Origin of the sequence: Psychrobacillus sp. FSL K6-2836, assembly GCF_038003085.1 — a bacterium.
GTDB lineage: Bacteria > Bacillota > Bacilli > Bacillales_A > Planococcaceae > Psychrobacillus.
Map to the genome: position 1 here is coordinate 2762021 of NZ_JBBOOM010000001.1, position 13582 is coordinate 2775602.

The window sequence follows — 13582 nt, forward strand, 5'->3', positions numbered from 1 at the left end:
ACCGACAAAGACACATTGTGTTTTTTAATAGGTAAAAAACTTTTGTTAATAAGTGTATAAAAGGTCTGAAAACTTCCGACAAATAATTCCTATAACAAGTGGGAAACATTACCAATTCAACTTGCCCGACGCAAAAGAAACTAGTAACAGTAATGCAGGATCTCTGCTTTTTAAAATATGGACAAGTATAAAAGATCACATAAACTATGTATAAAAGATGTAATGTAAGATGAAATTCTGTACAATATAATTACTAATATTCAACGAGGAGATGTATGAGGAACAATGAATAAAAGAATTGCTTCGTATATTCATGAAAATATTGATGAAATTTTAGAAAATTGGAGAGTCAAAATGGAAGAAGAGAAAGATGATCGATTCTTCCAAATTATGTCGGATAAAATTGTTGACAACACAGTTCGTGAATTCGGAGAGTTAATGATTTCGAATCTAACGGAAGAAAAAGCGACATACACGGCAAAGTTAAATGATTTCTCTGTTCAGATTGTACGCTATGGGTGGTCTATTTCTTTTGTATTAAAGGCACTAACGAACTTTACGGAAGTAATTTATGAAAAAATGGACGAAGTAGAGTATTTAAATGAAGGTAATTTCAAATCACACAGAGAATTATTAACTAATTGGATTACTCCTTTAAACCATAGTATTGTGGATGCTTATTCTGTAGTGTGGGAAAAAACAGTGAGTTTACAAAAAATTGCTTTACAAGAGCTTTCTGCTTCATTAATTCCTGTTTTTGAAAAAATTTCAGTTATGCCTTTAGTAGGTACAATTGATACAGAACGAGCAAAACTAATCATGGAAAACCTACTACAGGGAGTAGTCAAGCATCGGGCAGAAGTAGTATTACTAGACATAACAGGAGTTCCTGTAGTAGATACGATGGTTGCTCATCATATTATTCAAGCAGCAGATGCTGTACGTTTAGTCGGAGCCAAATGTATGCTAGTTGGAATTCGACCAGAAATTGCTCAAACTATCGTCACTCTAGGCATTAATTTAAATGATTTCACAACAACAAGCACTTTACAAAAAGGGGTTGAACAAGCCCTAGCAATGACAAATCGTGCAATAGTAGAGGTGAATATATAATGATGACAAGAATACCAATTTTAAAACTGAGAGATTGTTTAATCGTTTCCATCCAGTGGGAGTTAGATGATCAAACTGCTCTTGCTTTTCAAGAAGATTTACTTGATAAGCTTCATACAACCGCAGCGAGAGGAGTAGTACTTGATCTTACGCCGATCGACTTTATCGACTCATTCATCGCAAAGGTACTGGGCGATGTTATTAGTATGTCCGGTCTAATGGGTGCAAAGGTAGTGATTACGGGTATTCAACCTGCAGTAGCTATTACCCTCATAGAATTAGGAATTAGGCTTGAGAATGTAGTCACGGCTCTAGACTTAGAAAATGGATTGGAAAAATTAGAACGAGAATTGGAGGACTAATCCATATGAACTTAAGGTCTTCTGTTGATATAATAACTGAGTGGGATATCGTTGCTGCAAGGCAACTTGGAAGAAATGAAGCGAAAGATGTTGGCTTCGGTACAGTTGACCAAGCAAGAATTACGACAGCGATTAGTGAGCTCGCTCGTAATATATACTTATATGCAGGTAAAGGTAAAATAGAAATTAGACAAATTACAGAAGGTAATCTGAGAGGTCTATTAGTAATTGCATCTGATAGCGGACCAGGAATTGTAGATGTTCGTAAAGTCATGGAAGATGGGTATACAACGTCGGGTGGTCTTGGCGCCGGTCTACCAGGTGTAAAGCGATTAATGGATGATTTTAGAATTGAAACTGTACTAGGAGAAGGCACTACAATTAGTGCATCTAAGTTATTAAGATAGGAGGTGAATTTAAAGTATGCCTCAAGAGTTTAAGAGACAATACAAAGAGATTTTAGAACAATACACGCAAAGACAAACAGAACATAATTTGTATGAGGGGCAAAATTTCAGTAGACAACTCATCCAAAAGAATATTTCTCCAGAGGAAGTTATAAGCATACATAAGGCTTCTTTAGAAGAGCTTATGCCTGATTTGCCGAACAATGTTTGGCATTCTTTTGATTTATTAATAGAAGTGATGATTAGATATGGACTAGCATTAAAAGAACATCAAACGTTAATAAAGAAACAGGAAAACTTTAAGATGGAAATGGAGTTAGCGTCTAATGTTCAACAAACCTTGTTGAAAACAAAGGTGCCACAGTTGAACGATTTGGATATAGGGATGATCTCAGTTCCTGCAAAAGAAATGAACGGTGATTATACGCATTTTCTAAATGATGATACTACAGTAGGTATCGCTGTTGCTGATGTAATCGGAAAAGGGATTCCAGCTGCCTTGTGCATGTCCATGATTAAATATGGAATGGATAGTTTGAATGGAGCAGAAACTGAACCTATAATAGTACTAGATGTCATTAATAGAATCGTTGAGAAAAGTGTAAGTGATTCGATGTTTATTTCTATGTTTTATGGAACTTACGACACTTCGAAAAGTGTGTTTACATATGCATCAGCCGGACACGAACCACCTTTATTTTATTGCGCTAAATCTAATAGTTTTTCAGAATTACAAGCAAAGGGATTATTATTAGGTGTTATTTCCAATGTTAAATATGAACAACATTCTATTTCCTTAGAAAAAGACGATTTTATCGTTATGATGACCGATGGCGTAACTGAATGTCGTTCAAAAGATGGATTCATTGACCAAAATACCGTGATGGATATTATTGAAAGCGTAAGAGATCAGTCCGCCCAAGATATGGTGGAATATGTATTTCATAAGCTGGAGGAATTGCAGGAGTTTGAACAACGAGATGATTTTACACTCGTTATTTTCAAAAAGAAGTAATTTAAGGTTTATCAAAAGCTAATTGGTGGTATACAGACTATATATAGCGAAAACGGGGGAACAATAAATGAATATTTCAGTTGAATTACATACATTAGATGAGTTGCACATTAAAGGATTCATTGGTGGAGAGATTGATGCTTATACAGCGCCAATACTAAGAGAGAAACTAATGGAGATAGACTTACAAGAAAATACGAATGTTGAATTGAATTTAATGGACGTTTCATATATGGATAGTACAGGGTTAGGTGTTTTTGTTGGTTTTTATAAAAGTATAAATGCTGCAAATGGTCATATGGAGTTAACGGGACTTTCATCTAGATTAAAACGCCTATTCGATATAACTGGTTTAGTAGAAATTATGGATATCCAGGCTACAGATAAAGAGGTGAAAATAGATGAAACCGTTTGATTATGTAGAAATCCGAGTGCCTGCGAAGCCACAGTATGTTAGCGTTGCACGACTCACAATTTCTGGTTTAGCCAATCGCATCGGATTTACGTATGACGATATTGAAGATTTAAAAATCGCTGCAAGTGAAGCCATTACAAATGCTGTACAACATGCCTATGCGGATAATGAGGAAGGCGAAGTGGTCATTGGCTGCGCTTTGTACGAAGAAAAAATGGAAATCATGGTTGCGGATCATGGGAAAAGTTTTAACTTTGAAGAAACAAAAGCAAAAGTAGGACCATATCACGAATTAGAAGAAATATCCTTTTTAAGAGAAGGCGGTCTTGGTTTATATTTAATCGAGACATTAATGGATGAAGTGAAAGTCCATCACCAAGAAGGTGTTACTGTATTTATGACGAAACATGTCGGAGTAGAGCAGGTGGATGAAAATGTCGAACACGTCCCTTCCTAATAAAGAATCGAAAGAGAAAATATTGGAATGGATCAAGGAATATCAAGAGACAGAAAGTGAAGAGGCTCAAACAAATTTAGTGCTAAATTATACTAGATTGGTTGAATCTATCGCTCGAAAATACTCTAATGGTAAATCGCATCATGAGGATATCGCACAAGTAGGCATGCTGGGTCTCCTTGGGGCTATTCGAAGATATGATCCATCCTTTGGTAAAAACTTTGAAGCTTTTGCAATTCCGACAATTATCGGCGAGATAAAACGTTTTTTGAGAGATAAAACGTGGGCTATTCATGTTCCAAGAAGGATTAAAGAGCTAGGACCACGTATCCGAGCGGCGGTTGAAACACTAACAGTTGAATTTCAACGTTCACCTATTATCCCCGAAATAGCTGATTTCCTAGGGGTAGAAGTGGAAGATGTGCTAGAAGCTATGGAAATGGGTAAAAGTTATCAAGCATTATCTATGGATCATTCGCTTGAATCGGATTCGGATGGAAGCACAATTACATTATTTGACGTAATAGGTAAAACGGATAGCGAGTACGAGAAAACAGATCAGCGTTTACTTGTAGCCAATGCGCTTAATGTTTTATCTGAACGAGAGAAAGAAATAATTCAACTTACATATATGGAGCAACTTAGTCAAAAAGAGACGGGTGAACGTCTCGGTATATCCCAAATGCACGTATCTAGAATTCAACGCAAAGCTATAAAGAAATTACAAGAGGCCATTTTATCGTCAGGTGGAGTAGTAAAATGATGGATTTTTCAGATGACAAAGTAGAATTGTTTGTATACCAAGAAGCCAAAAGTGGAAATTTAGAATCTGGAGATACCTATTACATTACAAAGACAGACGATTTTATGCTTTGTGCTATAGCAGACGGATTGGGAAACGGGCCAGTAGCTAAAGAGTCTGCTGATATTATTCCCGAAATTTTAGAGCAATATAAAGAAGAAACACTAGATGAATTATTATTACGTTGCAATGATTTGATGGTTCAAAAACGCGGTGCGGCAGTAGCGTTAGTAAAAATAGATTATAAAAATCAAACTATATCCTATAGCTGTGTAGGAAATGTAAAGTTTTATATGTATAAACGTGCTACAGACAAAATGATTTATCCCTTACCAGTAATGGGATATTTGTCTGGAAGAAAACAAAGGACTAATACTCAAACATACGCATGTGATAAAAATGATTTGTTCATGCTGCACTCCGATGGTGTTGTGATGAATAGTCCAAAATCTACTATCAAAGTTGCGGCAAATGCTCGATGTCTCTATGACACAGTTTTTAAGGAAATCGAACATGGAGACGACTCTACATTTATAGTTGGAAGCTTACTCTAATCAGGGGTAAGCTTTTTTGTTTGATCTTTTTCTAGAAGGCGCCAGATATGGTAAAATGAGTACTATAAAGAAAGGACGTGTTTGTTTTGGAAATAAAGAAGATGCTCCAATTAGTTTCAAAAGATACAGGTGTTAAATCATCGCAAGCAGAACAGGTTATAAAATTACTAGAAGAGGGAAATACAGTTCCCTTCATCGCTCGATATAGAAAAGAACAAACAGGATCTTTAGACGAAGTTCAAATAAAAGCCGTCGAAGATCGCTATAACTACATACAACAACTAGAACAAAGAAAAGAAGAAATCCTCCGCCTAATCGAAGAACAAGGTAAACTAACCGAAGAGTTGACTACTTCTATTAATAATGCAACAGTGCTTCAGCGAGTAGAAGATTTATATCGTCCTTATAAACAAAAACGCAGAACAAAAGCTACTATTGCAAAGGAAAAAGGATTAGAACCACTGGCTAATCTAATAATGACTTTCCCTAAAGAGTCTGTAGCTATACTAGCAGAAGAATTTCTGAATGAGGACTTAGAAGTCTTATCTGTGGAAGACGCTTTACTAGGAGCTAGGGATATTCTGGCGGAGCAATTCGCCGATGATGCCAAAATACGAGAGCAAATTCGAAATATAACCCGTGCGGACGGTAAAATTATTGCGTCTGTTAAAAAAGCTGAACTAGACGAAAAGAATGTATTTGAGATGTATTACGAGTACGAAGAACCTGTGAAAAAGATAGTTCCTCACCGTATATTAGCGTTAAATCGCGGAGAAAAAGAGGATATCCTAAAAGTTGGTCTTCAAGTTCCAATGGAGAAAGCAACTAACGTGATGAAAGCTCAATGGGTTAAATCTTCCTCTAGTGATGCGGTGGAACAGATCGAATTGGCGGTAGAAGATTCGTATAAGCGACTAATTCAGCCTTCTGTAGAACGAGAAATTCGAGCGGAGCTTACTGAAAAAGCAGAAGCGCAGGCTATTCATATTTTCTCTGAAAACCTACGTAATCTATTATTGCAACCACCTTTAAAAGGAAAAGTGATTCTAGGTGTCGATCCAGCTTATCGTACTGGGTGTAAGCTAGCGGTTGTGGATGATACAGGAAAGCTTCTAGAGGTTTCTGCTATTTATCCACATGCACCTAAAATGGATGTAGAAGGATCGAAGAAAAAAGTACTTGCTTACTTAAAGAACTACCCTATATCATTGGTTGCCATCGGAAATGGAACAGCCTCCCGCGAAACAGAACAATTCATCGTGGACTGTTTAAAAGAAGCAGAGGAAGAAGTAGCGTACGTAATAGTAAATGAAGCTGGTGCCAGTGTGTATTCAGCCTCAGAAACTGCACGTAACGAGTTTCCTGACTTACAAGTAGAGCAGCGTAGTGCAGTATCTATTGCAAGAAGACTGCAGGATCCTCTCGCAGAATTAGTGAAAATAGATCCGAAAGCAGTAGGAGTAGGACAATACCAGCATGATGTCTCACAAAAAAAATTATCGGATTCTCTATCCTTTATAGTAGAAACTGCAGTTAACCAAGTCGGAGTAAATGTAAACACTGCATCAGCATCTCTATTACAATATGTTTCTGGACTTTCAAAAACAGTCGCAGAAAACGTGGTGAATATGAGGAATGAGCAAGGAAGATTTACTTCTCGAGCACAACTCAAGAAGATTCCACGCCTTGGCGCTAAAACATATGAGCAAGCAATTGGATTTTTACGCGTGCCAGATGCAAAAAATCCATTTGATGCAACTGGTATTCACCCCGAAAGTTATAAAGGAGCGGAGCAGGTTCTAGAGATTGCGGGTCTTAAGAAAACGCAAATCGGAACAAGGGAAGCAGAAGAGGCGTTAAAGAAGATTTCAATAGAAGAAGTAAGTAAAGAGTTAGAGATAGGCGAAATCACACTAAAAGATATTGTAGATACATTGATCAAGCCGGCACGTGATCCTCGTGAAGCATTCCCGCAGCCAATCCTGAAAAAAGATGTACTCAAATTAGAGGACTTAAAAACAGGGATGGAACTGCAAGGGACAGTTCGAAATGTAGTAGACTTTGGTGCATTTGTAGATATCGGCGTAAAACAAGATGGCTTAGTTCATATTTCTAAACTAAAAAAAGGATTTGTCAAACATCCTTTAGATGTGGTCTCGCTCGGAGATATAGTAACTGTATGGGTAGAACAGTTCGATGCCAATAAAGGAAGAATTGCATTAACGATGCTTCCTCCAGAACAACAAGTGTAACTAATAGAGTTGTCCAATGGAGATATGCCATTGGACAACCTCTTTTTAAATAGGAGTGAGTAATTTGTCAGATGAAAAACTGTACGAACTAGTATGTCGTGTATCGAACGAGATATTTGGGAAAGACTTTCTACATAAAGCATATTTTAATCGCCGTCTCCGAACTACTGGTGGGAGATATATGTTGAGATCACATCATATAGAGATAAATCCGTTAGTATTCGAAAAATATGGATTGGAAGAATTGGTAGGGGTGATCAAACATGAGCTTTGTCATTATCATTTACATATAGAAGGAAAAGGATATCAACATCGGGATGCCGACTTTCGTGAGCTACTCAAAGCAACAAATTCACCTAGATTTTGTTCTACGCTAATAGAGGGAAAAGGAAGGAAAGCTACAAAGAGGTATACGTATAAATGTGCAAAATGCTCCCTTTTATATAATCGGAAAATTCTTTTAAATACAAAGAAATACCGTTGTGGCAAGTGTTACGGAGATTTGATATTAGTTTCTTCGGAAAATCTGAAATAAATTTTCGAAAAGTAGTTGACGTTTTACAAAACCCTCTCTATAATAGAAAAAGTCGAGTAAAACAAAACGACAAAAATTATTCCGAAGTAGCTCAGTGGTAGAGCAATCGACTGTTAATCGATCGGTCGTAGGTTCGAGTCCTACCTTCGGAGCCATTATGGCCCCTTGGTCAAGCGGTTAAGACACCGCCCTTTCACGGCGGTAACACGGGTTCGAATCCCGTAGGGGTCATTACCATTTATTATTTAATATTTTCAACGGTCCCGTGGTGTAGCGGTTAACATGCCTGCCTGTCACGCAGGAGATCGCCGGTTCGATCCCGGTCGGGACCGCCATGTTGGGGTATAGCCAAGCGGTAAGGCAATGGATTTTGATTCCATCATGCCCTGGTTCGAATCCAGGTACCCCAGCCATTTTTGAGCCATTAGCTCAGTTGGTAGAGCATCTGACTTTTAATCAGAGGGTCGTAGGTTCGAATCCTACATGGCTCATCAAATTGTTATTGACATTTAAGGTGTAAGAGAGTATAATCAACCTTGTCCTATTAATTACTAAGCGGTCGTGGCGGAACGGCAGACGCGCTAGGTTGAGGGCCTAGTGGGGGATAACCCCGTGGAGGTTCAAGTCCTCTCGGCCGCACCAGTCACATAACAATTTAACATAATTTAATGCGGGTGTAGTTTAGTGGTAAAACCTCAGCCTTCCAAGCTGATGATGAGAGTTCGATTCTCTTCACCCGCTCCATTATTTAATACTATTGAACATTGAAAACTGAACATGCAAAACGTTAAGACATACAGCTTATCAGCTAACTTGTTAGAATGATAAGCAAAACAATTTTGACATCATTTAATGATGATGCCAGCAAAACAAAATGAGCTTTTTAAGTTCTCTATTATGGAGAGTTTGATCCTGGCTCAGGACGAACGCTGGCGGCATGCCTAATACATGCAAGTCGAGCGAATGACGAAGAAGCTTGCTTCTTCTGATTTAGCGGCGGACGGGTGAGTAACACGTGGGCAACCTGCCCTGTAGATTGGGATAACTCCGGGAAACCGGGGCTAATACCGAATAATCCATTTCCTCACATGGGGAAATGTTAAAAGACGGTCTCGGCTGTCACTACAGGATGGGCCCGCGGCGCATTAGCTAGTTGGTGAGGTAACGGCTCACCAAGGCGACGATGCGTAGCCGACCTGAGAGGGTGATCGGCCACACTGGGACTGAGACACGGCCCAGACTCCTACGGGAGGCAGCAGTAGGGAATCTTCCACAATGGACGAAAGTCTGATGGAGCAATGCCGCGTGAGTGAAGAAGGTTTTCGGATCGTAAAACTCTGTTGTGAGGGAAGAACAAGTACGAGAGTAACTGCTCGTACCTTGACGGTACCTCATTAGAAAGCCACGGCTAACTACGTGCCAGCAGCCGCGGTAATACGTAGGTGGCAAGCGTTGTCCGGAATTATTGGGCGTAAAGCGCGCGCAGGCGGTCCTTTAAGTCTGATGTGAAATCCCACGGCTCAACCGTGGAAGGTCATTGGAAACTGGGGGACTTGAGTACAGAAGAGGAAAGCGGAATTCCAAGTGTAGCGGTGAAATGCGTAGAGATTTGGAGGAACACCAGTGGCGAAGGCGGCTTTCTGGTCTGTAACTGACGCTGAGGCGCGAAAGCGTGGGGAGCAAACAGGATTAGATACCCTGGTAGTCCACGCCGTAAACGATGAGTGCTAAGTGTTAGGGGGTTTCCGCCCCTTAGTGCTGCAGCTAACGCATTAAGCACTCCGCCTGGGGAGTACGGTCGCAAGACTGAAACTCAAAGGAATTGACGGGGGCCCGCACAAGCGGTGGAGCATGTGGTTTAATTCGAAGCAACGCGAAGAACCTTACCAGGTCTTGACATCCCGCTGACCGCTCTAGAGATAGAGTTTTCCCTTCGGGGACAGCGGTGACAGGTGGTGCATGGTTGTCGTCAGCTCGTGTCGTGAGATGTTGGGTTAAGTCCCGCAACGAGCGCAACCCTTGATCTTAGTTGCCAGCATTCAGTTGGGCACTCTAAGGTGACTGCCGGTGATAAACCGGAGGAAGGTGGGGATGACGTCAAATCATCATGCCCCTTATGACCTGGGCTACACACGTGCTACAATGGACGGTACAGAGGGTCGCAACCCCGCGAGGGTGAGCAAATCCCATAAAACCGTTCTCAGTTCGGATTGTAGGCTGCAACTCGCCTACATGAAGCCGGAATCGCTAGTAATCGTGGATCAGCATGCCACGGTGAATACGTTCCCGGGCCTTGTACACACCGCCCGTCACACCACGAGAGTTTGTAACACCCGAAGTCGGTGGGGTAACCCTTACGGGAGCCAGCCGCCGAAGGTGGGACAGATGATTGGGGTGAAGTCGTAACAAGGTAGCCGTATCGGAAGGTGCGGCTGGATCACCTCCTTTCTAAGGATAATATCGGAATACAGATTTTTATCTGTATCTTAACGTTTTGCAGTTCAGTTTTGAATGTTCATTTTTATATGAAGATTCGAAATTTGTTCTTTGAAAACTGGATAAAACGACATTGAAACAATAAACAACAAGAAATTCTGTTGTGATTATTTACGTAATCATGACGTGTAAGACTTTTTAACTTTTAGGTTAAGTTAATAAGGGCGCACGGTGAATGCCTTGGCACTAGGAGTCGACGAAGGACGGCACTAACACCGATATGCTTCGGGGAGCTGTAAGTGAGCTTTGATCCGGAGATTTCCGAATGGGGAAACCCACTGTTCGTAATGGAGCAGTACATTTGCGTGAATACATAGCGCATCTGAGACACACCCAGGGAACTGAAACATCTAAGTACCTGGAGGAAGAGAAAGAAAAATCGATTCCCTGAGTAGCGGCGAGCGAAACGGGAATAGCCCAAACCAAGAGGCTTGCCTCTTGGGGTTGTAGGACACTCTACATAGAGTTACAAAGGAATGAGTTAGACGAAGCGATCTGGAAAGGTCCGCAGGATAGGGTAAAAGCCCCGTAGTCCAAAATTCATTCTCTCTTGAGTGTATCCTGAGTACGGCGGAACACGTGAAATTCCGTCGGAATCCGGGAGGACCATCTCCCAAGGCTAAATACTACCTAGTGACCGATAGTGAACCAGTACCGTGAGGGAAAGGTGAAAAGCACCCCGGAAGGGGAGTGAAATAGATCCTGAAACCGTGTGCCTACAAGTAGTTAGAGCCCGTTAATGGGTGATAGCGTGCCTTTTGTAGAATGAACCGGCGAGTTACGATTACATGCAAGGTTAAGTTGAGAAGACGGAGCCGCAGCGAAAGCGAGTCTGAATAGGGCGAATGAGTATGTGGTCGTAGACCCGAAACCAGGTGATCTACCCATGTCCAGGATGAAGGTAAGGTAACACTTACTGGAGGTCCGAACCCACGCACGTTGAAAAGTGCGGGGATGAGGTGTGGGTAGCGGAGAAATTCCAATCGAACCTGGAGATAGCTGGTTCTCTCCGAAATAGCTTTAGGGCTAGCCTCAAACGTTAGAATCTTGGAGGTAGAGCACTGTTTGGACTAGGGGCCCATCCCGGGTTACCGAATTCAGACAAACTCCGAATGCCAATGATTTATGTTTGGGAGTCAGACTGCGAGTGATAAGATCCGTAGTCAAGAGGGAAACAGCCCAGACCACCAGCTAAGGTCCCAAAGTATTTGTTAAGTGGAAAAGGATGTGGCGTTGCTTAGACAACCAGGATGTTGGCTTAGAAGCAGCCATCATTTAAAGAGTGCGTAATAGCTCACTGGTCGAGTGACGCTGCGCCGAAAATGTATCGGGGCTAAACAAATCACCGAAGCTGTGGATTGATACCTTTGGTATCAGTGGTAGGAGAGCGTTCTAAGGGCGTTGAAGTCAGACCGGAAGGACTGGTGGAGCGCTTAGAAGTGAGAATGCCGGTATGAGTAGCGAAAGACGGGTGAGAATCCCGTCCACCGTATGACTAAGGTTTCCTGAGGAAGGCTCGTCCGCTCAGGGTTAGTCGGGACCTAAGCCGAGGCCGATAGGCGTAGGCGATGGATAACAGGTTGATATTCCTGTACCACCAAACCACCGTTTGAGTAATGGGGGGACGCAGAAGGATAGGGTAAGCATGCTGTTGGTTATGCATGTCCAAGCAGTAAGGTGTGAATGTAGGCAAATCCGCATTCTATAACATTGAGCTGTGATGGCGAGGACGTATGTCCGGAGTTCCTGATTTCACACTGCCAAGAAAAGCCTCTAGCGAGGTGATAGGTGCCCGTACCGCAAACCGACACAGGTAGTCGAGGAGAGAATCCTAAGGTGAGCGAGAGAACTCTCGTTAAGGAACTCGGCAAAATGACCCCGTAACTTCGGGAGAAGGGGTGCTCTTTAGGGTGAATAGCCTTGAAGAGCCGCAGTGAATAGGCCCAGGCGACTGTTTAGCAAAAACACAGGTCTCTGCAAAACCGTAAGGTGAAGTATAGGGGCTGACGCCTGCCCGGTGCTGGAAGGTTAAGAGGAGTGCTTAGCGCAAGCGAAGGTGCGAATTGAAGCCCCAGTAAACGGCGGCCGTAACTATAACGGTCCTAAGGTAGCGAAATTCCTTGTCGGGTAAGTTCCGACCCGCACGAAAGGCGTAACGATCTGGGCACTGTCTCAACGAGAGACTCGGTGAAATTATAGTACCTGTGAAGATGCAGGTTACCCGCGACAGGACGGAAAGACCCCGTGGAGCTTTACTATAGCTTGATATTGAATTTTGGTGCAACTTGTACAGGATAGGCAGGAGCCATAGAGCCCGGAGCGCCAGCTTCGGAGGAGGCGTCGGTGGGATACTGCCCTGGTTGTATTGAAATTCTAACCCATACCCGTAACCCGGGTAGGAGACAGTGTCAGGCGGGTAGTTTGACTGGGGCGGTCGCCTCCTAAAGTGTAACGGAGGCGCCCAAAGGTTCCCTCAGAATGGTTGGAAATCATTCGAAGAGTGTAAAGGCAGAAGGGAGCTTGACTGCGAGACCTACAAGTCGAGCAGGGTCGAAAGACGGGCTTAGTGATCCGGTGGTTCCGCATGGAAGGGCCATCGCTCAACGGATAAAAGCTACCCCGGGGATAACAGGCTTATCTCCCCCAAGAGTCCACATCGACGGGGAGGTTTGGCACCTCGATGTCGGCTCATCGCATCCTGGGGCTGTAGTCGGTCCCAAGGGTTGGGCTGTTCGCCCATTAAAGCGGTACGCGAGCTGGGTTCAGAACGTCGTGAGACAGTTCGGTCCCTATCCGTCGTGGGCGTAGGAAATTTGAGAGGAGCTGTCCTTAGTACGAGAGGACCGGGATGGACACACCGCTGGTGTACCAGTTGTTCTGCCAAGAGCATCGCTGGGTAGCTATGTGTGGACGGGATAAGTGCTGAAAGCATCTAAGCACGAAGCCCCCCTCAAGATGAGATTTCCCATTACGCAAGTAAGTAAGATCCCTCAAAGACGATGAGGTAGATAGGTTCGGGGTGGAAGCGTGGCGACACGTGCAGCTGACGAATACTAATCGATCGAGGACTTAACCAAATTTGTTTATCGTAACAATGTCGTTTATCCAGTTTTGAGTGAACAAACACTCTATTTATACGAGGGTTTCAAGACACGAGTAATTCGAGGAAACAAT

Annotated in this window: 10 protein-coding genes, 7 tRNA genes and 2 rRNA genes; all 19 read left to right on the forward strand. The window is 42.4% G+C overall.

The genetic code is table 11. The features are described 5' to 3' along the window. The first annotated feature begins 285 nt into the window (after positions 1-285). Positions 286-1113 (forward strand): STAS domain-containing protein, encoded by an 828-nt coding sequence (locus MKY37_RS13135; RefSeq protein WP_340777797.1) that lies wholly within the window; start codon positions 286-288, stop codon positions 1111-1113. Next, the gene (locus MKY37_RS13140; RefSeq protein WP_340777799.1) at positions 1113-1475 is read left to right on the forward strand and encodes an STAS domain-containing protein; all 363 of its coding nucleotides are present in this window, start codon (positions 1113-1115) and stop codon (positions 1473-1475) included. The genes MKY37_RS13135 and MKY37_RS13140 overlap by 1 nt, the downstream gene beginning before the upstream one ends. A gap of 5 nt (positions 1476-1480) precedes the next feature. Further along, on the forward strand, positions 1481-1882 hold the full coding sequence (locus tag MKY37_RS13145; RefSeq protein WP_340777801.1) for an anti-sigma regulatory factor: 402 nt from the start codon (positions 1481-1483) through the stop codon (positions 1880-1882). A 16-nt stretch (positions 1883-1898) separates the two neighbouring features. Next, positions 1899-2897 carry a PP2C family protein-serine/threonine phosphatase gene (locus tag MKY37_RS13150; RefSeq protein ID WP_340777802.1) on the forward strand — a complete coding sequence of 333 codons (999 nt, stop codon included), beginning with the start codon at positions 1899-1901 and terminating at the stop codon, positions 2895-2897. A gap of 67 nt (positions 2898-2964) precedes the next feature. Continuing rightward, positions 2965-3312 carry an anti-sigma factor antagonist gene (locus tag MKY37_RS13155; protein WP_340777806.1) on the forward strand — a complete coding sequence of 116 codons (348 nt, stop codon included), beginning with the start codon at positions 2965-2967 and terminating at the stop codon, positions 3310-3312. Then, positions 3299-3769, forward strand: a complete 471-nt coding sequence (gene rsbW, locus MKY37_RS13160; protein WP_211895672.1) for an anti-sigma B factor RsbW — start codon at positions 3299-3301, stop codon at positions 3767-3769. Before MKY37_RS13155 ends, rsbW begins: the two co-directional genes overlap by 14 nt. Next, positions 3747-4532 carry an RNA polymerase sigma factor SigB gene (gene sigB / locus MKY37_RS13165; RefSeq protein ID WP_340777809.1) on the forward strand — a complete coding sequence of 262 codons (786 nt, stop codon included), beginning with the start codon at positions 3747-3749 and terminating at the stop codon, positions 4530-4532. The genes rsbW and sigB overlap by 23 nt, the downstream gene beginning before the upstream one ends. Next, the gene (locus tag MKY37_RS13170; protein ID WP_340777812.1) at positions 4529-5125 is read left to right on the forward strand and encodes a PP2C family serine/threonine-protein phosphatase; all 597 of its coding nucleotides are present in this window, start codon (positions 4529-4531) and stop codon (positions 5123-5125) included. Before sigB ends, MKY37_RS13170 begins: the two co-directional genes overlap by 4 nt. An 86-nt stretch (positions 5126-5211) precedes the next feature. Continuing rightward, complete coding sequence (locus tag MKY37_RS13175) at positions 5212-7377, forward strand: Tex family protein (protein WP_340777814.1); 2166 nt, start codon at positions 5212-5214, stop codon at positions 7375-7377. Positions 7378-7441: 64 nt separating this feature from the next. Then, positions 7442-7912: a SprT family protein gene (locus tag MKY37_RS13180; RefSeq protein ID WP_340777815.1), complete on the forward strand. Its 471-nt coding sequence runs from the start codon at positions 7442-7444 to the stop codon at positions 7910-7912. 80 nt (positions 7913-7992) lie between these two features. Continuing rightward, positions 7993-8067, forward strand: a tRNA-Asn gene (locus tag MKY37_RS13185). A gap of 4 nt (positions 8068-8071) precedes the next feature. Further along, positions 8072-8143, forward strand: a tRNA-Glu gene (locus MKY37_RS13190). Between the two features lie 28 nt (positions 8144-8171). Continuing rightward, positions 8172-8247 (forward strand) — tRNA-Asp (locus tag MKY37_RS13195). Between the two features lie 3 nt (positions 8248-8250). Beyond that, positions 8251-8325 (forward strand) — tRNA-Gln (locus MKY37_RS13200). 5 nt (positions 8326-8330) lie between these two features. Further along, a tRNA-Lys gene (locus MKY37_RS13205) sits at positions 8331-8403 on the forward strand. A gap of 64 nt (positions 8404-8467) precedes the next feature. Beyond that, positions 8468-8554, forward strand: a tRNA-Leu gene (locus tag MKY37_RS13210). A 28-nt stretch (positions 8555-8582) separates the two neighbouring features. Next, positions 8583-8656: transfer RNA gene (locus MKY37_RS13215), tRNA-Gly, on the forward strand. Between the two features lie 150 nt (positions 8657-8806). Continuing rightward, positions 8807-10360: ribosomal RNA gene (locus MKY37_RS13220) — 16S ribosomal RNA — on the forward strand. A 196-nt stretch (positions 10361-10556) separates the two neighbouring features. After that, positions 10557-13485 (forward strand): 23S ribosomal RNA (locus MKY37_RS13225). Together the 16S and 23S rRNA genes with 7 tRNA genes alongside form the textbook arrangement of a ribosomal RNA operon. Positions 13486-13582: the final 97 nt, after the last annotated feature.

What these genes read in the sequence shown, in the direction of transcription:
- MKY37_RS13135 (WP_340777797.1), top strand. Translation starts at nt 286, where the DNA reads ATGAATAAAAGAATTGCTTCGTATATTCATGAAAATATTGATGAAATT.
- MKY37_RS13140 (WP_340777799.1), top strand. Translation starts at nt 1,113, where the DNA reads ATGATGACAAGAATACCAATTTTAAAACTGAGAGATTGTTTAATCGTT.
- MKY37_RS13145 (WP_340777801.1), top strand. Translation starts at nt 1,481, where the DNA reads ATGAACTTAAGGTCTTCTGTTGATATAATAACTGAGTGGGATATCGTT.
- MKY37_RS13150 (WP_340777802.1), top strand. Translation starts at nt 1,899, where the DNA reads ATGCCTCAAGAGTTTAAGAGACAATACAAAGAGATTTTAGAACAATAC.
- MKY37_RS13155 (WP_340777806.1), top strand. Translation starts at nt 2,965, where the DNA reads ATGAATATTTCAGTTGAATTACATACATTAGATGAGTTGCACATTAAA.
- rsbW (WP_211895672.1), top strand. Translation starts at nt 3,299, where the DNA reads ATGAAACCGTTTGATTATGTAGAAATCCGAGTGCCTGCGAAGCCACAG.
- sigB (WP_340777809.1), top strand. Translation starts at nt 3,747, where the DNA reads ATGTCGAACACGTCCCTTCCTAATAAAGAATCGAAAGAGAAAATATTG.
- MKY37_RS13170 (WP_340777812.1), top strand. Translation starts at nt 4,529, where the DNA reads ATGATGGATTTTTCAGATGACAAAGTAGAATTGTTTGTATACCAAGAA.